Genomic DNA, 19,177 nt, shown 5'->3' on the forward strand with positions numbered 1-19,177 from the left:
TCACTCCGGCGTGCCGATCGGCGCACCCTGCGTCGCCATCCAGACCTCCGGGTCGACGCTGTTGGCGTAGGAGTTGTCGCCCGCGCCCGGCGAGTTGGTGTGGACCTCGTAGTGCAGGTGCGGACCGGAGGAGTTCCCACTGCTGCCGACGTATCCGAGGATCTGGCCGACGGTGACCGTGGCGCCCACCGCGACGAGGGGCTGCGCCCCCATGTGGCAGTACCGGGTCTGCACGTCGCCGGCGTGCAGGATGTCCACGTACCACCCGCATCCGCCGAGGCCGGGGAAACCGTCCTGGTCACAGCCGTGGTACTCGGGCGCGTTGCACTTCATGACCACCACCGTGCCGCTCGCGGCGGCGCGGATCGGGGTGCCGCGAGCGGCGCTCAGGTCGGAACCGGCATGGTAGTGATCGCCGCGGTCCTCACCCCACGGGCAGCACACCGCGGCCTTCACCGGCTGCGTCCAGCCCGTCGGGCTCGCGACGAAGCTGCCGTCGTCGGGGATGCCGCACTCGACGCCCGGGGCACCGCCGCCGATGTCCTCGATGCTCTCCACACCCGCGAGGGCGGCGACCAGCTCGCCGGCCGGTTCTTCGTCGTCGTCGTACCCGTCGGGCACACCCGAACGCTGCACGGCCTGGGCCGCCGCGCCGATCGTCATCCGCTGCCAGTCCTCGACCTGCTTGAGCGCGTTGTAGAACTTCTGCGCGGAGGTCTTGGGCGTCATGAGCTCGGCCACCGTGCCCCAGCCTCCATCGCCTTCCAGCGGCCTCTGCTGAAAGAGCCCGACCGAGTCGTGGTCATGACCGACCGCGTCGTGCGGCAGCGAAAGGCTGAGCCTGGTGACCTCGGGATAGGCGGGATTGTCGTTGGCCAGGTTCCGCAGCGTGGACTCCTGCATCGCCGTGGCGACGGCGATCACCCAGCCCCGCGCCGGGACGCCCATGCCCTTGCCGACCCCCACGATGGTGGACGCGTGACTGACCTGGAGGGCGTTCCACTGGCCCACCGGCTGCACGCCGGAGACGGGGACGGCGGACGTGTCGCCGGCGGGGACGGTGGTACCGCAGGCGCCGGACGCACCGGTGACCAGGAAGACGAGCCCGCCGCCGCAGACGACCACGAGCAGCCCGAGCAGGCCGGCGACGAGGCCGGTGGCCTTCGCCTTCACGCCGCGCGCCGGAAGTCGACATGGGCGGCCAGCCAGCCGCCACCGTGCTCGGCGTCGCGGGTGACGGCCAGGATCAGCGTCCCGCCGTCGGCCGCGATGTGGAAGACCACCTCGTCGACGCGCGAGCTCGCCGCCTGCGGCTGACCGGTGATCGCGCCCGCCGGGACGTTCCCCGGGTCCGTCCCCCGGAGCTTCGCGTGCAGATAGGGCGTGCACAGCGGTGCCAGGTCCGCCCACCAGACCTCAGCGGCCACCGTACGGCGCGCCCAGAGCCCGGCGAACCGCTCGGCGACGGTACGGGCGGGAGGGGCCACCGCCGCGGAGGGCCCCGGCGTGTACTCGAGTTCGCCCTCGTGCGCGTCGCTTCCGGTCTCGGCGCTCGGCGCTGCCGCCACGCTGCTCGGCGAACCGGTCGTGCCGGCGGTCGGAGCGGGTGCCGCGGCCTCGGTGCCGGCGCAGCCGCTCAGCAGGAGTGCCGCGACGAGGGCGGCCCTCCGGTAACGACTAGACCAGGTCCGGCGGCGGTTTGGGTGGGGTGGCGGGGCCGTCAGCGTGATCATCGTTCTCCCCGTTGTAGAACAAGGCGATCACTACCGATGGCCACCAGAAGCGCCACTCCTTGCCGAGCAGCTTGCCTGGGACTATGCCCTTCTTGGCCCAGTCCCGAATGGTGACGTCGCCGTAGCCCAGACGCTCGGCGAGCTCGTCCGTGTTGAGCACGTCCGGTGGGATGGCGCCGAACGGGTCAGGTCGATTGGGCACTGCGCTCTTGCTCCTCGCAGCCGGGCCGGACAGATGGCCTCAGTGTTCCATCGGTAGCTCCGTGTTGGACACGGAACAACATAGCAGCGTCATAGTATGTTGACCATAGGTTGAGCATACGGCTACGCTGTCTCAGCACATGTTGAGGACGGTATCAGCATCTTGTGATCGCTGTCCGTATTCATCCACGGGGAGGGGTGCCTTCATGTCGCCTCTGCTAGCCGGCGCCCGCGCTCGGTCAGGCACAGCTCGTTCAAGCACAGCTCGTTCAGGCACAGCTCGTTCAGGCACAGCCACGTCAGGCACGGGGAACCCATCAGGTAATACACAGCCATCGACGGTTGTGCCACCCCAAAACCACAGTTCGGCCGAAAACGACGAGATTAGTCGATTTCCGGGTGGTGTGTGGCTGGTCGGGATCCACGGTGGAGCCGGCACCACCACCCTCGCGGCCGCAGGCGTCGGCGAGGACGGCGGGCGGCGCTGGCCGAAACAGCCGCCGGCCGCCGAGACCCGGCAGTCACCCGCCGGCGAGGACCTTCCGATCGGCGGACTGTTGCTGGTGGTCCGGGAGACGGCCGCGGGCCTCAAGGTGGCGACGAAAGCCGCTGAGGCGGTCCAGCGTGGGCAGATCCCCGACTGGTTGCAGGTGCTCGGGATGGTCGTGGTGGCCGCCGGGCCGGGCCGTCCCGCAAGGCTGGTCCGAGAGCGGACCGCCCTGGTCGGGGGCTGGATGCCCGAGGTCTGGCGGGTGCCGTGGGTGCCCGAGTTGCTGGCCCTCGACACCCATCAGGTCCGTGACTGCAAGCCCTTCCAGGCCGCCATCCCCACGAGTCTGTACGAGCTCCAGGAGCTGAGGAGAAAGTGACCATGATGATGCAGCACCTGCTGGACACGGTGTCCGCCGCGGGCGACCAGTTCGGCGCCGTGCTGGCCGCGCCGCCGAAACCGGGTGACGTGGACCTGCCCGCCAACGCTCAGGACAAGCTGGTCACGGTCCTGAGCTGGGCCGCCCGGCTGGTCTACGTCGCGTGCACGTTCGGCTTCCTGTACGCCGCGGGCAAGATGGCGATCTCCCACCAGCGCGGCGACGACGTGCAGTGGGGCCGGCTCGGTGCCGTGGCTGCCGCCTGCATCATCGGCGGCGGCGTGAGCGGCATCGTCGACGCACTCTTCTAGGAAGGCGGCGACCCATGTGGAACAAGTTCATGGCCAGCCGGGGCACACTGCTGGCGGCGGCCGCGTTCTTCGTCATCCTGCTGGTGTGCGGGGTCCTGGCGGTCATCCGGTCCCTGGACGGGGACGACCCGGAGGCCTCTCGCCCCGCGACGCCGGCTCCGAGCGCACCGTCCGCCTCCGCGGCCGCGCTCTGCCCGAGCGACACCGCGACCACGGTGCCGACGACGCGTCTGCCGGACCTGCGCTGGGAGCAGCTGGGGCCGCTGCACCTGCCGTACTCGGCCAGTGCCGGGCCGTGCCAGGTCACTGAGACCACGGCCGCCGGCTTCGCGCACACCCCGGCCGGCGCCATCGTCGCGGCCGCGCAGATCACCTCCCGGACCAGCATCACGACGCCGTTGACGGTCGCGACCGAGACCATCGAGCAGCAGGTGATCGCCGGGCCGGCTCGGGACCAGCTGCTGGCCAAGACCCGGACCCAGAAGCCGGTGACCGAGGAGACCGCCGGCCAGCTGACCGCCTGGTCGATGCTGTCCTACAGCGACGACACCGCGGTGATCAGCCTGGCCATGACCAACGCCGCGCTCCAGGGTCAGTACGTGACCATCCCGGTGACGCTGCGCTGGGCTGACGAGGACTGGCGGATGGTGGCGCCGCCGACCGGTTCCTGGGACAGCTCGGCCGCCGTGACCCCGACGTTGCAGGGCTACGTCGAGTGGGGCAGGCCCTGATGGCCGACTGCGCGTTCTACGACGTCAAGTGCCACGCCGGTGACTGGCTGGCCGATCTGGGCGTCGGCATCTTCGGCCAGCTGGAGGCGTGGGTCACCGAGGGCGCCATCGCCGGGTTGAAGTTCGCCGTGCTCGCGTGGGTCCGCGTGCCGACCCCCACGGTGAGCGAGGACTCCGGACCGGTGGCGTACCTGCTGGCCTACACCTACCCCATCGCGTTCGTGCTGGCCACGCTGTCGCTGCTGATCATGGCAGCCCGGCTGGCGTGGAGTCAGCGCGGCGAGGACCTGGTCGAGATCGGCCGCTCGCTGGTGACCTTCATCGCCATCACCACGCTGGGTGTCGCGGTCGTGTCGGCGCTGACCGTCGCCGGCGACGGGTACTCCCGCTGGGTGCTGGAGTCCTCCCTCGGGATGGGTGAGGATCCCTCCGACACGGCGATCGCCGAACGGACCGCCCTGCTGCTCAACATCACCAGCGGCACCTCCGTGGGCGAGGGGATCAAGGGCTTGACGATCGTCCTCGCCTTCGGCTGGCTCTCCGCGACCAGCCTCATCCTCATCTTCCTCACCTGGGTACGGGGAGTGCTGCTGGTCCTGCTGGCCGGCGCCGCCCCGGTCGCCGCGGCCGCGGGCATGACCAAGACCGGACGAGAGACGCTCGGCAAGTACGCCGCTTGGACGCTGGCGTGGATCACCTTCAAACCGGCCACCTCGACGGCCATGGCCACCGGCTTCTGGATGTTCGGCACCGGCGACGCCCTGGACATGCTCGGCGGCATCGCGCTGATCGGCATGACGATCTTCATGCTGCCGTTCCTGCTCCGGCTGTTCGTTCCGGCGGCAGCGGCCTTCGCCGGCAGTGGCGGATCCGGCCCGTTGCCCGGCACGGGAGCCGACGGCGCTGTCCGGGTGGGCAAGTGGCTCGCCGGTCGCAGCAGCGGTGACGGTGGTGGCGGCGGAGGCGGAGGTGGAGGTGATGGTCGGTCGAACATGACCGTCCGCGACGTTTCGCAGGGCCCGTCCGGCAGCAGCACGCCGTCCTCGGCACCGGCCAACCCGCAGCCCTCGGCCCCGGCGAATCCGCAACCCTCGGCTCCGGCGACTGGCGGAGGAGCCGCCGGAGCGAGCAAGGGCGCTGCCGGAGCGGGTGCGGCGGCCGGTGCGGCAGGCGTCGCCCTGGCGGTGGCCGACGAAGTGGTGAAGACAGGTAAGCGCGCTGCGCACGAGACTGCCGCGGCCGCGACCGGAGAGGGGTCCCGATCATGACGACGACGACGGCGCCGCGTACCTACGGCAACTTCAAGCCGGCCCGGCGGCGCCTGATCGGCGGGATGGGACCGCTCGGGGTCGCGGTGGCGGCCGCGTTCGCGATGCTCACCCTCTTCACCCTGTCAGTGATCGGATTCCAGGCGGCGATCGTGGTCGCCGTGTTCGGCGTCGTGGTCGTGGTGCCGCTGATGGTCCGCTGGGGCGGCCGCACGATCGCCGAGCGGGTCGCCCGGCGCGCGCTCGTCGGCCTGGGCCGCCTCGGCCGTCAGCACGTCTACCGGGCCGGGGTGGTCTCCCGCATCCCCGGCCGGACCCGGCTGCCCGGACTGCTGCACGACTCCCAGGTCGTGGAGGTCGAGACCGGCCGGGCCGACTACCCGCGCGTCGGGATCGTCATCCTGCCCCGCGTCAAGCACTTCTCCGTGAGCCTGCGCTGCGACACCTCCGGCACCGACCTGGTGGACTCCGAGACGATCGACACCTGGGTCGCCCGGACCGGAGGCTGGCTGCGATCGCTGAGTGAGGAGCCGGGACTGATCCAGGCCCAGGTGACCGTCGAGACCGCGCCCGACCCCGGCACCCGGCTGGCGGCGGCGGTCTCGGCACAGGTCACCGACGCGGCGCCGGACCTGGCCCGTTCGGTGCTCGAGCAGGTCGTCTCCGAGTACCCGCGGGCCGCACCCCAGGTCGACACCCGGGTCACCCTCACCTGGGCGCTGCCCAAGCCGCGGCGCCCCCGATCCGGAGGCCCCCGTCGTGCCATGACCCCGGACGAGATGTGCGTGCGGATCGCCTCCCGGCTGCCCGGGCTGATGGAGATGCTGCGGGGCACCGGCGCCGGCGACACCAGGCCGATGGCTCCGGAGGAACTGGCGGCGGTCTGCCGGTCGGCCTACGACCCGGCCGCCGCATCGCTGCTGTCGACGGACTCCGCCGAAGCGGTGGCCTGGGTGGACGCCGGCCCGGTCGCCGCGCACGAGGAGTGGGACCACTACCGGCACGACTCCGGGGTGTCGATGTCGTGGGGCCTGGCCGAGGCGCCGCGCGGCATCATCCACGCCACCGTGCTGCCCCGCCTGATGGCGGCCACGCCGGGCCTGCTGCGCAAGCGGGTGACCATGGTCTGGCACCCGATGACGCCGGAGCAGGCCGCGAACGCCGTCGACATGGACGTGCGCGACGCCCGGTTCCGGGCCGCTCAGAAGGCCCGGCCCGGCGCCCGCGAGCTGGCCGACATCGCCTCGGCCAACGCCGTGGCGGCGGCCGAGGCGGAGGGCGAGGGGCAGATCAGGTTCAGTCTGATGGTCACCGCGACCGTGGGCAGCGTCGACGAGCTCGACGCCGCCGAGGACACCGTGCGGCAGCTGTCGGCCTCCACCCGCCTGCGGCTGCGGCCGCAGTACGGCAGCCAGGCCGCGGCCTTCGCCGCCGGCCTGCCCGTCGGGGTGGTTCTGAGCCGGCACGCACACATCCCGAGCTGACGAGAAGACGGGGGATACCGATGGGGCAGAGGCCGACAGTACGCGCCGACCGGTACGGGCCCGGCGTGGCCGGCGGCGGGCGGATGGCATTCGTGGACGCGCCCGTGGAGGTGCGCGGCGGCACCGGCCAGGTGTGCGGGCTCTGGCCGTTCGGTGTCGGCACCGGTGCGCCGCTGGTCGGTGTGCCGATGGGCCGGCACCTGCGCAGCGGCGCGACCGTGTGCTTCGACCCGATCTCCTGGTACCGCGCGGGTTACATCTCGAACCCGAACCTGTTCGTGGCCGCGCAGCCCGGCAAGGGCAAGAGCTCCGCGGTCCGCCGGCAGGTGCTCGGCCTGACCGCTCAGGGCATCACCCCGCTGGTGCTGGGCGATCTCAAGCCCGACTACGTCGACCTCATCCGCGCGCTGGGAGGCCAGGTCATCCGCATCGGGCCCGGCCTCGACCGGATCAACCCCTTGGACGCCGGTCCGTGGCGGCAGGCACTCACCCATCTGGACGAGACCGCCGCGACCACCGTACGGGCGTCGGTCGTCTCCCGTCGCCGGCACATGGTGGAGGCACTGGCCACCCTCGTGCGACGCCGCCCGCTCGACGACAGCGAGGTCGCGGTGCTGACCGCCGCGATCCGGTTGCTCTCGGCGCGGGAGACCGGCGTGCAGCCGACGCTGGCCGACGTGGTCAAGGTGATCGAGACCGGCCCCGAGGAGGTCCGGCAGGTCACCCTCGACCGCGGTGACGAGGCCGAGTACCGGCGCGCGACCGACCCGCTGATGCGGACTCTGCTGGCGGTGCTGGACGGCTCGCTCGGTGCGACGTTCGACGGGCAGACCACCACGCCGATCGAGCTGGGCACCAGCGCGGTCTGCGTGGACATCTCCGGCATCGACAGCGCCGACGAGGCGCTCGTCGCGGCCGCGCTGATGTCCGCGTGGGCCTACGGCTTCGCCCAGGTGGAGGCCTCGCACCTGCTGGCGGACCTCGGACTGGGACGCCGCCGCGAGTATTACGCGATCATGGACGAGCTGTGGCGGGCGCTGCGTGCCGGGCCCGGCCTGGTCGACCGGCTCGACGGCCTGACCCGGCTCTCCCGCCAGCAGGGCACCGGGCTGGCCTACATCACCCACTCCATGGACGACCTGGAGGCCCTGGCCAGCGACGCGGACAAGGCCAAGGCGCGCGGCCTGGCCGAGCGGTGCGCCGCCAAGCTGCTCGGCGGGCTCTCCCGCGACCAGCTCGGCAAGTTCGGCCGGGTGGTCGAGCTGAGCGCGGCCGAGATCAACGAGGTGGTCGGCTGGGGCCAGCGCGAGGGCTGGAGCGCCGGTGGTGGTTCGGCGAAGAGCCGCGCCGGGGTCGGCAACTTCCTGCTCAAGATCGGATCCCGGCCGGGGATCCCGGTGCACCTGGCACTCACCGAGATCGAGCAGGAGCTCGGCAACACCGACAAGCGTTTCGGCATCGGGTTGGTGGAGGCGTAAGCGATGGCACGCAGTGGACCGTCCAGCGGCAGCGGTGAGCAGGCCGCCCTGTTCTTCGGCGGGATCGGCCTCGCGGTACTCGGCGTGTGGGTGCCCTTGCAGATCGCCGACCCGCCCGGCTACGACGGCGCCGGCCCGGTCGGCGCCGTCCTGAGCCTGTTCACCGGCAAGGTCCAGTGGACCGGCGAGTGCACGCTCGTGCTCGTCGCCGAGCTGCTCGTGCTCCTCACGCTGGCCGGCGCCGGGTGGCTGCTGTGGCGGCGGCTGCGTGGCCGCCGCCCGAGGATCGACCGCAAGGCCCGGCACATGGCCCGTCGCGGTGACCTCGATCGGCTCACCCCCGAAGCGGTCCGGGCGAGCGCGGCCCGGCTGCGTCCCAGCCTCACCGAGCCGATCAGCCCGGCCGACAGCGGCATCCCCCTGTGCGAGGCACTGCCCAGCGGTACGCCGTTGCGCCTGGACTGGGAATCCACCGGGCTCGACCTGGCGGGCCCGCGCCGCGGCAAGACCACCACCCGGATCATCCCGGGCATCGTCGAAGCACCCGGTCCCGTCCTCAGCACGAGCAACAAGCCGGACGTGCTGGACGCGACCCGCGGCGTGCGGGAGACCAAGGGCAAGGTGTGGATCGGCGATCCACAGGGCCTCAGCGGCATCGACCAGGAGTTCTGGATCGACTACCTGCGGCCCGTCACGTCGATCACCGACGCCCGGCGGCTCGCCGAGGCGTTCTCAGCGGGCGAACGCACCGACGGCAAGAACGAGTGGGATCTGTACGCCGAAGCGCTGCTCGCCACCCTCATCCTGGCCGCGGCCGCCTCCGGCCGGACTCTGCTCGACGTCTACGACTGGACCACCAAGCCCGGAGACGATGAACCGGCGCTGTTGCTGGAGCAACACGGGCACGGCGGTCCGGCCAGTCCCGCCTCCGCCCTGTGGGGCAACATCAACAAGCCGGACAAGTTCCGGGGCTCGATCTACGGCACCGCCCAGGAGATGCTGGTCTGCCTCCAGGAACCCCGCTATCAGCGATGGGTCACCCCGCAGCCGGGCCTGCCCGAGTTCAAGCCGGAAGAGTTCGTGGTCAGCACCGACACGCTTTACCTGGTCAGCGAGGGTGGTCCCGGATCACCGGCGCCCCTGATCGCCGCGCTCGTCGACGCGGTCCACGAGGCGGGCAGCAGGGCCGCCATGCGGATGCCGGGGCGGCGCCTCGATCCGCCCCTCCCTTCGTTCCTGGACGAGGTTGCCAACATCGTCCGGATCAAGCGGCTGCCCCAGCAGTTCAGCTTCTACGGCAGCCGTGGCCTGCCCATCGTGGCGGCGCTGCAGAACTACGCCCAGGGCGTCGGGGTCTGGGGCAAGGAGGGCATGGAAGCGCTCTTCGCCGCCACGAACGTGGTCACCTACAGCGGCGGCATCAAGGACCCGACGTTCCTGCGCATGATCTCCGAGCTGATCGGCGATCGGGACGTGATGGTCCGCTCGGTCTCGACCGGCCGTAGCGGCCGGTCGGTCTCGCAGCAGACCCGCAAGGAGCGGATCCTGACCGTCGCCGAGCTCGCCGCCCTGGCGTTCGGCCGGACCATCGTGATTCCCTCCGGCGCCCCGGTGGTCCTGGGCCGCAGCATCCCCTGGCAGGAAGGGCCGCACGCCCAGGCGATCCGGGACTCGCTCGCCCGCTTCGACCCGGCCGGCGAGCACTACGACGCCGGGCTCGCACCGGTGCCGGATCTCGACCTCAACGTCGCCGCGGACCTCGACTCCGTGTTCGGTGAAGGGAGCAGCTCACGATGAGCCAATCGCTCATGCGGTTCGACGAGGTCCTGGCCCGTCTCAGCGGCGAGCATGACGGGCCGGGTGAAGAGCCGGACCCGATGGTCGCCGACGGTGCGGAACCGGTCTACCGGAACGTCGACGAGTGGGTCCGTGACGTCTTCGTGCTGTTACTGGGTGACCTGAAGATCCGGACCGAGGTCGGGCGCGGCGACGGGCTGAACTGGTGTCCACGCTGGTGGGGGCACCCGCTGGCGCTGGACCGGATGGAATCGCTGTGGCGGGCCTGGGAGGTGCTGCGCCTGGACCCGGGCACCGGCATGTCGGTCTGGTACCGCGACCACTTCGCCCCTGCGCTGGCCGACCTCACCGGTGACGACGGGCCGTTCCGCAGGTGCGACAAGAACCGGCACAGCGATGCCATCCCGGCCGCGCCGGCGGTACCAGCACCGGATGCCGTGCTGTCCCGCTTCGCGGACAAGGCGCCCCCGGCCTGACACCTCGTGTGCAGGCCGGGGGAGCCGGCGCGGGTGCCGGCGGGTCAGAGCCCGTCGGCGACCGCCGCCGTCACCTGGAGCCAGGCAGCGTGACTGGCCGGGGAGAGCGCGTCGTACGCGATCGGGCCGCCGGCGATCAGAGCGGGGTCGTACGGAACGTCGATGACCTCGCGGGTGAGCTGCCCGAAGTGGCGGTGCAACCGGGCCCGCAGCACCTTGTCAGCGGTCGCGGCCGGGTCGGCCAGGACCGTGACGGCGTTGGCGACCAGATCGCCACGGCCGGAGCTGTTCAGCGAATCGGCCATCCATGCCGCACTCTGCGAGGTGTCCTCACGCACGGTGGAGACGATCACCAGCTGGTCTGCCGCGTCGACGGCGGCCTCCCAGTTGCTGGCCCGCATGTTGTTGCCGGTGTCGATCACCATGACCCGGTAGAACCGGCTCAGGGTCCGGTGCAGGGAGTTGAAGGCCTCGGCGTCGATGCTGGCGGAGGACTCGGCGTCCTCGTCGCTGGCGAGCACGTCGAACTGCGCGTCGCCCTGCGACCGCACGTAGTTGTCGAGGTCGCCGACGCGGGCGCTGCGGACGTCGGCGAACCGGTCGAGGTCGCGCAGCAGGTCGACGGCCGTGTTGTGGTGCCGGGCGGGATTGGCTCGCCAGCCCATGGTGCCGCGGGTCTCGTTGTCGTCCCAGCCCAGCACGTAGCCGCCCCGATAGATCCCCAGGGTTCGGGCGATCAGCAGCGTGGTGGTGGTCTTGAACGCGCCGCCCTTGGGGTTGACCACCACGACGGTCTTGGGACCGTTCAGGCTGCGCTGTACCGCGGCCACCGCGGTGCGGTGACGCATCTCGGCGGGTCCGGGCCCGAGCGAGATCACACCGCCGGAGGCCCTCCGGACGGCCGCCCGCCATCCGACCTTGGCCGGACCGGTGGGCGGTGCCGGGCGGTCGGCGAGCAGATCGTCCAGTGTGGGCACGGCGGCCTTGGCGCTCTTCTTCGCCGGGACGGGTTCGGGCTCGGGTGCTTCTACCGGGGTCGTCTCGGCGTCCGGAGCAGGCTGCTGCTCAGGAATGCCTTCCCTCGCAAAGATCGTCTCCACGGCTCCGGTGTCTTCCACCCACGGCGGGGTGCCCCCGTTGTTCGCTGACATGTCGCCTCCGGCGCGGTGATCGGCAGGTCTGGTATCAAATGGTTCCGGCACGGGTCATCGACTTTGGTCGTCGCCCTTCAGCGGACGGGTCGGCGCCGACTGCACGGAGCGCCGGGGCGCGGCCGGCGTGGCCTGCGGACCCGGCAGTCCGGTGGCCGGGGCGGCGCCCTTCTCGGGCGTGGCGAACGGCAGCGCGAGCTTGCCGATGCTGGCGAGCTCGTCGTGCCAGGCAGGGCCCATCTCCCGTCCGAGTTTGGCGAGCGTCCTGGTGAACGCGCTGGTCTCCTCGGCGGTCCAGGGCCGGTTGCGCTCGATGTCGATGGTTCGCGCGATCGACCGGTCCGGCCATCGCCAGTTGCCGCCGTCCGTCAGCTGATTGGTGATCAGCTCCTGGTTACCGCGGCGGTAGACGGTGGCGGCATCGACGATGCGGTCCTGATCGATCGCCCGGGCCGCGGCGGCCACCCCGTGGTACGAGGCGTCGTGATTGCTCTGCGCGGTGAGCCGGCCGTGACCGAGTTCCTGCACCTGGTCGTGATAGCGGTGCACGATGCCGAGCCGGCTCAACGCCTCCGGCACGGCCATGATCGCGGCTTCCACCCGGTAGCCCTGTGCACGGAACATCGCGGCCGGTTCGGCGAAGTCGCCCGGGTCCCGCATCGTCGTCTCGATGATCACATCAGCCCGCTTGCCGATGAGGTGTTCCTCGGCCATCGCCATCCAGCGCCGGCCGTCCATGCTGGTGTAGGGCGCGGCGTTCCGGTCGTCCTCGGCGAGCAGGCGGCTGTACTCCGGATGGAACGGCTTGTAGAAGTCGCTGTTGACCACGGCGGCGCCACCGCGCTGGTCGAGGTGGTTCTTCACCGCCTCGGTGGTACGTGTCTTGCCGGCGCCCGGCTGGCCCGCGACGAACACCACCACCGGATCCCGCTGCGACGGTGCCCTCAGCAGTTCGGACGGGACGATCCGGGATTGGAAGATCAGCTTGGAGTCGGCCTCGCTGAGCAGGTACCGAGTCGGATCGATATCGCTCATGCCGCCTGGGCCCTCAAATCCGCGATCAGGGTCCGGTACCGGCTCACCACGGCGTCCAGGGCTGTGGCATCGGCCGAGCTCAAGCCGTTACGCGCATCGATGCAGGCCTTCTGCGCCTCGCTGAGCTGTGCCTCACGTGCGGCGTCGCCCTGCTCGGCGGCTTGGTTGATCAGCACGGTGTAGGCGGCGACGGCCTGGCCGATCGCCTCCTGCGCCACCTCGTAACGCACCGCCCGATCGTTGTCCCAGTCGAACGCCGGCAGCCCGGCCAACACCGATGGTTCCTGCGGAGTATCCATGAGCCTTTCCCCCACTTCCTGAGCTCATGGGGCGGAAAAGGACTCCATTCCGCCCGATACGACGTCAAGCATTGATCTTCCTATGGATGGGCAGTCTATACAGGACTTTCCTGCCTCCTCGGGGCGAACGGCAGGCCCGGAGATCCGCTACCACAGCGACGACCGGCTTGGTCGCCGACTCCACCGTCCGGCGGCCCCCGGTCACCGCGGGCTGAACCGCTCCACGAACCTCCGCTGCCACGGCGTCTCGACCGCGCGGGGATGATAGTTCCGCCTGACGAATGCCACTGCCTCGCGCGGCTGGACCCCGTCCAGCACCGCGAGGCAGGCCAGCGCGGTGCCGGTCCGTCCACGACCGCCGCCGCAGGCCACCTCGACCCGCTCACCCTCGCTGCGGCGCAGGCTTTCGATCAAGACCTTCTCCAGGTACGGGGGGTCGCCCGGCAACCGGAAATCCGGCCATCTCACCCAGTGGCTCTCCCAGCCGAACTCGGGCGGCGGTGAGCCGAGCAGATAGACACCGACCTGTGGCGGATGGCCGGACGGCATGGCGTCCCGCAGGCCACGACCCCGGACCAGGCGCCCCGACGGCAGCCGCAGCACCCCGGCGCCGGACGGCTCCCACGCGACCGTGACGCTGACCATTTCCCGATCGTAGTCAGGGCCGGCGACCCGTAGGGTGGTCCCCTTGTGAGCGCGATCGTCGAGACCTTCCTCCCCGCCCGGCTCGGTACCAGCTTTCGATGGCTGCTCGCCTCCTCCTGGACCACCAACCTCGGTGACGGCATCGCCGCGGCCGCCGGTCCGCTGCTCGTCGCCTCGCTCAGCCGTGACCCGATCCTGATCTCGCTGGCCGCGCTGCTGGGCTGGGCGCCGCCGCTGGTCTGCGGCCTTTACGCCGGGGTGCTGTCCGACCGGTACGACCGCCGCCGGATCGTGCTGATCGCCAACGCGGTGCGGCTCGTCGTGCTCGGCACGCTCGTCGGCCTGCTCGCCACCGGACACCTCACGGTGCACGGCGCGCTGATCGGACTCGGACTGATCGCGACGGCCGAGGTCTTCGCCGACAACACCACCGCGACCCTCACCCCGATGCTCGTCCACCGCGACGACCTGGTGATCGCGAACGCCCGCCTGCAGACCGGTTTCATCACCCTCAACCAGCTGGCCGGGCCGTCGCTGGGCGCGGTGCTCTTCGCCGGTGGCCGGATCTGGCCGTTCGTCACCGAGACCCTGCTGGTCGCCGCCGGGGTGCTGCTCGTCGCCCGGGTCACGCTTCCGCCGCACGGCCGGTCGGCCGCCCTCTCCGCGAAGCCGGGAGGCGTACGGCACGAGATCGCCGAGGGGATCCACTGGGTGATCCGGCACCCCGCCGTGCGTACCCTCTGCCTGACGATCTTGATCTTCAACCTGACGTTCGGGGCGGCCTGGTCGGTGCTGGTGCTCTACGCCAGCGAGCAACTGGGGCTCGGCGCGATCGGATTCGGTCTCATCACGACGGTCTCCGCGGTGGGCGGCATCGTCGGGACGGCCTGTTACGGCTGGCTCACCGCGCGCCTGAGCCTCGGCGACATCATGCGGATCGGCCTGGTCATCGAGACCCTGACGCACCTGGTCCTCGCCGTCACCACCTCGCCGTGGATCGCGCTGCCGGTCTTCTTCGTGTTCGGGGCGCACGCCTTCGTCTGGGGCACCACGTCACGGGTGGTGCGCCAGCGCGCCGTGCCGCAGCACCTGCAGGGCCGGGTGGACAGCGTGAACACGATCTGCGTCTACGGCGGCCTGGTGGTCGGCTCGGCCGTCGGTGGCGTGCTGGCCACGCATCACGGCATCGCGGCGCCGTTCTGGGTGGCCTTCGCCGGTTCCACGGTCTTCCTGATCCTGCTCTGGCCCCAGATGACCAGAATCGCCCACCAGGAGCCCTGACCCCTCCCGCGTGTGGAGTTCGGGTGCGCGGCGCGCCGGAAATCCACGCGCGGGTGCGGGGGCGCCTCGGTATCGTCGGTGCGTGTTCTGCTTCAGCGTGCGACGCCGGCGTTCCTCGGACCGCCGCTGAAGCCATGCGCATTCCCGGCGGGTCGTCACCCGCCGGCAGCGCCCTGAGTCGCCGGTCGACCCGCCTTCGTTTCCTGACGAATCGATGAGGCCGACCAATGAATCTCGAACCACTCCTGTCCGACCGGCTTGCGCCTGCCCTCGAGGCGGTCGCCGGCGTCTGGATGGACCCGGCCGTCCGGGTGTCGCCGCACGCCGACTTTCAGTCCGGTGCGCCGCTCGCTCTGGCCCGCACGCTGGGCCGCCCGCCCCGGGACATCGCCGCCGAGGTGGCCGCCAAGGCGGACCTCGACGGTCTCGCCGAGATCGCCGTCTCGGGTCCCGGCTTCCTCAACCTGACCGTCTCCGATCATTTCATCACCGAGGCGCTCGACGCGATGGCCGGCGACCGGCGACTGGGTGTCCCGCTGACCGGGGAGCCGCGGCGGATCGTCGTCGACTACTCCGGGCCGAACGTCGCCAAGGAGATGCACGTCGGGCACCTGCGGTCGACGATCATCGGGGACGCGCTGGCCCGGATCCTTCAGTGGCAGGGGCACGAGGTGCTGCGGGTCAATCACCTCGGCGACTGGGGCACGCCGTTCGGGATGCTCATCGAGCACCTGATCTCGGAAGGCGCCGAGGGCGAGCATTCACTGGGCGACCTGACCGCTTTCTATCGCGCGGCGCGGGCCGAGTTCGAGGCGAGCGAGGAGTTCCGGACCCGGGCCCGGCTGCGGGTGGTGGCGCTGCAGTCCGGCGACCCGGCCACCCGCGTGCTGTGGCGGCGGCTCGTGGAGCGCTCCGAGCAGGCGTTCCTCGCCGTCTACGACAGGCTGGGCGTCGCCCTCGGCCCGGACGACTTCGCGGGGGAGAGCAGCTATCAGGACGCGCTCGCCGACGTGGTGTCCGATCTGGATCGGGCCGGTCTACTGGTCGAGAGCGACGGCGCTCTCTGCGCGTTCCCGGCCGGCTTCACCGGCCGGGACCAGACGCCCACGCCGCTGATCGTGCGCAAGGCCGACGGCGGTTTCGGGTACGCGGCGACCGACCTCGCGGCCCTGCGCCACCGGGTCCGGGACCTCGGCGCGACCGAGCTGCTCTACGTCGTCGGGTCGCCGCAGCGGGCGCATTTCCAGATGGTCTTCGCGCTGGCCCGCGCGGCCGGCTGGCTGCCGGAATCGGTCAGCGCCGAGCACATCGGGTTCGGCTCGGTCCTCGGCGCCGACGGGAAGATGCTGAAGACCCGGGCCGGGGAGACGATCAAGCTGGCCGCCCTGCTCGACGAGGCGGTGGCCCGAGCCTCGGCGCCGGAGATCGGGCTCGCCGCGATCAAGTACGCGGACCTCTCCGGTGACCGGCGCGGCGACTACGTCTTCGACGTCGACCGGATGCTGGCGTCCACCGGGAACACCGGGCCCTACCTGCAGTACGCGTACGCCCGGGTGCGGTCACTGTTCGCGCGGTCGGACACCGTACCCGGGCCGGTTCTGCTTGATCACCCGGCGGAACGTGCCCTCGGCCTTGCGTTGCTCGGGTGGGAGCCTGCCGTGCGGAGCGCGGCGGAGCTCCGGGAACCGCACCGGCTCGCGTCCTACCTGCACGACCTCGCCGCGACGTTCTCGAGTTTCTACGAACGGTGTCCGGTGCTGCGGGCCGAGCCCGCGGTACGGGCGAGCCGGCTCACCCTCGCCGATCTGGTGGCGCACACCCTCCACATCGGCATGTTTCTGCTCGGTATCCCGGTGTTGGAGGAAATTTGATCTTCGCGCAACACGACACCGATCGACCGATCGCCCCAACGAGCGTTAGGGTCCGGGGAATGACCCTTCTCTCCGGCGTATCGCGCCGTAGCGTGCTCGCCGCCTCCGCGGCGACCGTCGCCGCGCCGCTCGTCTTCTCCGAAGCGGCACAGGCCGGCGGCCACAAGCCCTCCGCGCCGAAGTCCTACCGGCTGACCGTGCTCGGCACGTCCGACACGCACGGCAACGTCTACAACTGGGACTACTACAAGGACGCGGAGTACGACGACAGCGCGCACAACGACATCGGCGTGGCCAAGCTGGCCGCGCTCGTCACCAAGCTGCGCAAGGAGGCGACCGGCCCGGTCCTGGTCCTGGACGCCGGTGACACGATCCAGGGCACGCCGCTCGCCACGTACTACGCCAAGCAGGAGCCGATCACCGCGACCGGTGAGAAGCACCCGATGGCCCGCGCCATGAACGTGCTGGACTACGACGCGGTGACGCTCGGCAACCACGAGTTCAACTACGGCCTGCCGCTGCTGAACCTCTGGATCCGCCAGCTCGGCTTCCCGGCCCTCGCGGCGAACGCGATAAGCGTGAAGACCGGCAAGCCGGCGTTCACCCCGTACATCATCAAGAAGGTCTCCCTCGGCAGGCACGCGCCGACGCTGCGCGTCGGCATCCTGGGCCTCACCAACCCGGGCTCGACGATCTGGGACCGGGCGAACGTCGAAGGCAAGATCAAGTTCACTGACATGATCGCCTCGGCGGCCAAGTGGGTGCCGATCATGCGGGCCCGCGGCGCGGACGTCGTGCTGATCTCGGCGCACGGCGGCGACAGCGGCACCTCCAGCTACGGCGACGAGCTGCCCAACGAGAACCCGACCGCGCTCATCGCCGAGCAGGTGCCCGGCATCGACGCGATCCTCTTCGGACACGCGCACCGGGAGGTGCCGCAGCGGTTCGTCACCAACCTGAAGACCGGCAAGCAGGTGCTGCTCTCCGAGCCGTCGAAGTGGGGCCAGCGCCTCACCAAGATGGACTTCGACATCGTTCGCGACCGGGGCCGCTGGACGATCACGACGAGCGCCGCCACCATGCTCAACACCAACACGGTCGAGGCCGATCCGAAGGTTCTCGCGGTCGTCCGCAAACAGCACGAGAAGACCGTGGCGTACGTGAACCAGGTCGTCGCCACCTCCACCGAGACGCTCTCCGCGGAGTCGTCGCGGTACGAGGACACCCCGATCCTCGATTACATCAACAAGGTGCAGACCGACACCGTCACGGCGGCTCTCGCTGGCACGTCGTACGCGTCGCTGCCGGTCCTGTCGATCGCGGCGCCGTTCAGCCGGACCGCGGTGTTCCCGCAGGGCGACGTGAAGATCAAGGACGTCGCCGGGCTCTACATCTACGACAACACCCTGGAAGCGGTCGTGCTGACCGGGCTTGAGGTGAAGGCCTACCTGGAGTACTCGGCGAAGTACTTCGTCACGCTGGCGCCGGACGCTCCGGTGAACACCGAGACGATCAGCGACCCGTCGGTGCCGGACTACAACTACGACGTGATCTCCGGCGTCGACTACGACATCGACATCAGCAAGCCGGTCGGCAGCCGGATCACCCGCCTGCAGATCGCCGGCGTGGACGTCGCGGCCGACGCGCAGTTCGTGGTGGCGGTGAACAACTACCGGCGCTCCGGCGGCGGCAGCTTCCCCGGCATCGTGAAGACCCAGGTCTACAACGCGCAGCAGGAGATCCGTCAGCTCCTGATCGACTGGGCGCAGGCCAAGGGCTCGATCAACCCGGCCGACTTCTTCGTGAAGAACTGGCAGCTCGTCCGCGCGGGCGTGCCGATCACGTTCTGACCGTCTCCGGGCGGGGCTGTCTCCGGGCGGGGCTGTCTCACGGCCTCGCCCGGGTCAGTCGCCCAGCTCCCAGTGGCCGTTGCGATCGGCCTCCACGAACACCGAGGTCTCCCCGCCGGCGACAAGCGTGAACCGGCAGGCGTAGGTGCGCAGACCATCCGAGCCCCGATCGCCGGACGGGGTGCACCGCGGGTTCGTGACGGGCGCGCCGACCAGCTTCGCGATCCGGCCGTCGTCCAGGACGGTGTCCTCCAGCGCCGTGGTCACCTTCGTCTCCTGGACGTGCCGGTACGCGGGCAGCGCCACGCTGTAACCGAGCGCCGACCAGAATGCCGCGCCCGCCACCACCGTCACACCGAAGGCGATCCAGTACGGGGCTCGCTCCCGGCCGTACCGGCGGGCCCGCCCGGACCGCCGCATCGCCGCGATGACACCGAGCACGCTGAGGAAGAACGTCCAGAACACCACCGGACGCCAGGACGGCGCCAGCGGGCGGGCCGAGCCGTGCACCTCACCGGGGAACCGGACCAGTAGCTGGCCGTGCTTGTTCTGGGGTGAGCCGTACGGCGGGACCACCCCGCCGAACGGCAGCGTGGCCGGGTCCGGCGCGGCCGGCGGCGCCGGGTCGGGCGAGATCGCCCACGGCGGAGCGTCCGGGTTCTGGAGTGTCATCGGGGACCTTCCCGGTAGCGGGACG

The 19,177-nt window shown here is 70.9% G+C and carries 19 protein-coding genes; 11 read left to right on the forward strand and 8 right to left on the reverse strand.

Annotated elements, in window-relative coordinates; genetic code table 11:
- The 3 genes from AMIS_RS06415 to AMIS_RS06425 form a co-directional block, all read right to left on the reverse strand.
- A complete protein-coding gene (locus AMIS_RS06415) occupies positions 1–1,173 on the reverse strand; it encodes a M23 family metallopeptidase (protein ID WP_014441389.1) in 1,173 nt (390 codons plus the stop codon).
- A complete protein-coding gene (locus AMIS_RS42305; protein ID WP_014441390.1) occupies positions 1,170–1,568 on the reverse strand; it encodes a hypothetical protein in 399 nt (132 codons plus the stop codon). The genes AMIS_RS06415 and AMIS_RS42305 overlap by 4 nt, the downstream gene beginning before the upstream one ends.
- Before the next feature lie 109 nt (positions 1,569–1,677).
- The gene (locus AMIS_RS06425; protein ID WP_014441391.1) at positions 1,678–1,935 is read right to left on the reverse strand and encodes a helix-turn-helix domain-containing protein; all 258 of its coding nucleotides are present in this window, start codon (positions 1,933–1,935) and stop codon (positions 1,678–1,680) included.
- 403 nt (positions 1,936–2,338) lie between these two features.
- Between AMIS_RS06425 and AMIS_RS06430 the strand changes: the two genes are divergently transcribed.
- Genes AMIS_RS06430 through AMIS_RS06465 form a run of 8 tightly spaced genes read left to right on the forward strand, consistent with a single transcriptional unit; the run spans position 2,339 to position 10,348 of the window.
- Complete coding sequence (locus tag AMIS_RS06430) at positions 2,339–2,803, forward strand: hypothetical protein (RefSeq protein WP_014441393.1); 465 nt, start codon at positions 2,339–2,341, stop codon at positions 2,801–2,803.
- Positions 2,804–2,805: 2 nt separating this feature from the next.
- Positions 2,806–3,114 (forward strand): hypothetical protein, encoded by a 309-nt coding sequence (locus AMIS_RS06435; protein ID WP_051041852.1) that lies wholly within the window; start codon positions 2,806–2,808, stop codon positions 3,112–3,114.
- 14 nt (positions 3,115–3,128) lie between these two features.
- Positions 3,129–3,845: a hypothetical protein gene (locus AMIS_RS06440; RefSeq protein WP_014441395.1), complete on the forward strand. Its 717-nt coding sequence runs from the start codon at positions 3,129–3,131 to the stop codon at positions 3,843–3,845.
- Entirely contained in the window at positions 3,845–5,113 is a 1,269-nt protein-coding gene (locus AMIS_RS06445; RefSeq protein ID WP_014441396.1) for a hypothetical protein, read from the forward strand. Before AMIS_RS06440 ends, AMIS_RS06445 begins: the two co-directional genes overlap by 1 nt.
- Positions 5,110–6,597, forward strand: a complete 1,488-nt coding sequence (locus tag AMIS_RS06450) for an SCO6880 family protein (protein ID WP_014441397.1) — start codon at positions 5,110–5,112, stop codon at positions 6,595–6,597. The genes AMIS_RS06445 and AMIS_RS06450 overlap by 4 nt, the downstream gene beginning before the upstream one ends.
- Positions 6,598–6,617: 20 nt before the next feature.
- Positions 6,618–8,075 carry a P-loop NTPase family protein gene (locus AMIS_RS06455; protein WP_014441398.1) on the forward strand — a complete coding sequence of 486 codons (1,458 nt, stop codon included), beginning with the start codon at positions 6,618–6,620 and terminating at the stop codon, positions 8,073–8,075.
- 3 nt (positions 8,076–8,078) lie between these two features.
- Positions 8,079–9,872, forward strand: a complete 1,794-nt coding sequence (locus tag AMIS_RS06460; protein WP_014441399.1) for a type IV secretory system conjugative DNA transfer family protein — start codon at positions 8,079–8,081, stop codon at positions 9,870–9,872.
- Complete coding sequence (locus tag AMIS_RS06465) at positions 9,869–10,348, forward strand: DUF4913 domain-containing protein (RefSeq protein ID WP_014441400.1); 480 nt, start codon at positions 9,869–9,871, stop codon at positions 10,346–10,348. The genes AMIS_RS06460 and AMIS_RS06465 overlap by 4 nt, the downstream gene beginning before the upstream one ends.
- 44 nt (positions 10,349–10,392) lie before the next feature.
- Here the strand turns inward: AMIS_RS06465 and AMIS_RS06470 are convergent, their stop codons facing one another.
- From AMIS_RS06470 to AMIS_RS06485, 4 genes are all read right to left on the reverse strand, one after another.
- Positions 10,393–11,499 carry a cobalamin biosynthesis protein CobQ gene (locus AMIS_RS06470; protein WP_014441401.1) on the reverse strand — a complete coding sequence of 369 codons (1,107 nt, stop codon included), beginning with the start codon at positions 11,497–11,499 and terminating at the stop codon, positions 10,393–10,395.
- Positions 11,500–11,553: 54 nt separating this feature from the next.
- Positions 11,554–12,534, reverse strand: a complete 981-nt coding sequence (locus tag AMIS_RS06475; protein ID WP_014441402.1) for a zeta toxin family protein — start codon at positions 12,532–12,534, stop codon at positions 11,554–11,556.
- The gene (locus AMIS_RS06480; protein ID WP_014441403.1) at positions 12,531–12,833 is read right to left on the reverse strand and encodes a hypothetical protein; all 303 of its coding nucleotides are present in this window, start codon (positions 12,831–12,833) and stop codon (positions 12,531–12,533) included. Before AMIS_RS06480 ends, AMIS_RS06475 begins: the two co-directional genes overlap by 4 nt.
- 201 nt (positions 12,834–13,034) lie before the next feature.
- Positions 13,035–13,478, reverse strand: coding sequence for a protein-tyrosine phosphatase family protein (locus AMIS_RS06485; RefSeq protein WP_014441404.1), 444 nt, complete (start codon positions 13,476–13,478; stop codon positions 13,035–13,037).
- 45 nt (positions 13,479–13,523) lie between these two features.
- Here AMIS_RS06485 and AMIS_RS06490 point away from each other — a divergent pair, with 45 nt between their 5' ends.
- From AMIS_RS06490 to AMIS_RS06500, 3 genes are all read left to right on the forward strand, one after another.
- The gene (locus AMIS_RS06490; protein WP_014441405.1) at positions 13,524–14,759 is read left to right on the forward strand and encodes an MFS transporter; all 1,236 of its coding nucleotides are present in this window, start codon (positions 13,524–13,526) and stop codon (positions 14,757–14,759) included.
- A 227-nt stretch (positions 14,760–14,986) separates the two neighbouring features.
- The gene (gene argS / locus AMIS_RS06495; RefSeq protein ID WP_014441406.1) at positions 14,987–16,630 is read left to right on the forward strand and encodes an arginine--tRNA ligase; all 1,644 of its coding nucleotides are present in this window, start codon (positions 14,987–14,989) and stop codon (positions 16,628–16,630) included.
- Positions 16,631–16,689: 59 nt separating this feature from the next.
- Positions 16,690–18,480, forward strand: a complete 1,791-nt coding sequence (locus AMIS_RS06500; RefSeq protein WP_014441407.1) for a bifunctional metallophosphatase/5'-nucleotidase — start codon at positions 16,690–16,692, stop codon at positions 18,478–18,480.
- A 54-nt stretch (positions 18,481–18,534) separates the two neighbouring features.
- Here AMIS_RS06500 and AMIS_RS06505 read toward each other — a convergent pair whose 3' ends face one another.
- Positions 18,535–19,152 carry a hypothetical protein gene (locus AMIS_RS06505; RefSeq protein ID WP_157434751.1) on the reverse strand — a complete coding sequence of 206 codons (618 nt, stop codon included), beginning with the start codon at positions 19,150–19,152 and terminating at the stop codon, positions 18,535–18,537.
- Positions 19,153–19,177: the final 25 nt, after the last annotated feature.

Origin of the sequence: Actinoplanes missouriensis 431 (assembly GCF_000284295.1) — a bacterium.
Lineage (GTDB): Bacteria > Actinomycetota > Actinomycetes > Mycobacteriales > Micromonosporaceae > Actinoplanes > Actinoplanes missouriensis.

Excerpts from the sequence above, each read along its gene's own strand:
- AMIS_RS06460 (WP_014441399.1), top strand. The coding sequence starts at position 8,079 with ATGGCACGCAGTGGACCGTCCAGCGGCAGCGGTGAGCAGGCCGCCCTG.
- AMIS_RS06440 (WP_014441395.1), top strand. The coding sequence starts at position 3,129 with ATGTGGAACAAGTTCATGGCCAGCCGGGGCACACTGCTGGCGGCGGCC.
- argS (WP_014441406.1), top strand. The coding sequence starts at position 14,987 with ATGAATCTCGAACCACTCCTGTCCGACCGGCTTGCGCCTGCCCTCGAG.
- AMIS_RS06470 (WP_014441401.1), bottom strand. The coding sequence starts at position 11,499 with ATGTCAGCGAACAACGGGGGCACCCCGCCGTGGGTGGAAGACACCGGA.
- AMIS_RS06445 (WP_014441396.1), top strand. The coding sequence starts at position 3,845 with ATGGCCGACTGCGCGTTCTACGACGTCAAGTGCCACGCCGGTGACTGG.
- AMIS_RS06465 (WP_014441400.1), top strand. The coding sequence starts at position 9,869 with ATGAGCCAATCGCTCATGCGGTTCGACGAGGTCCTGGCCCGTCTCAGC.
- AMIS_RS06450 (WP_014441397.1), top strand. The coding sequence starts at position 5,110 with ATGACGACGACGACGGCGCCGCGTACCTACGGCAACTTCAAGCCGGCC.
- AMIS_RS06435 (WP_051041852.1), top strand. The coding sequence starts at position 2,806 with ATGATGATGCAGCACCTGCTGGACACGGTGTCCGCCGCGGGCGACCAG.
- AMIS_RS06475 (WP_014441402.1), bottom strand. The coding sequence starts at position 12,534 with ATGAGCGATATCGATCCGACTCGGTACCTGCTCAGCGAGGCCGACTCC.
- AMIS_RS06480 (WP_014441403.1), bottom strand. The coding sequence starts at position 12,833 with ATGGATACTCCGCAGGAACCATCGGTGTTGGCCGGGCTGCCGGCGTTC.
- AMIS_RS06505 (WP_157434751.1), bottom strand. The coding sequence starts at position 19,152 with ATGACACTCCAGAACCCGGACGCTCCGCCGTGGGCGATCTCGCCCGAC.
- AMIS_RS06455 (WP_014441398.1), top strand. The coding sequence starts at position 6,618 with ATGGGGCAGAGGCCGACAGTACGCGCCGACCGGTACGGGCCCGGCGTG.
- AMIS_RS06485 (WP_014441404.1), bottom strand. The coding sequence starts at position 13,478 with ATGGTCAGCGTCACGGTCGCGTGGGAGCCGTCCGGCGCCGGGGTGCTG.
- AMIS_RS06500 (WP_014441407.1), top strand. The coding sequence starts at position 16,690 with ATGACCCTTCTCTCCGGCGTATCGCGCCGTAGCGTGCTCGCCGCCTCC.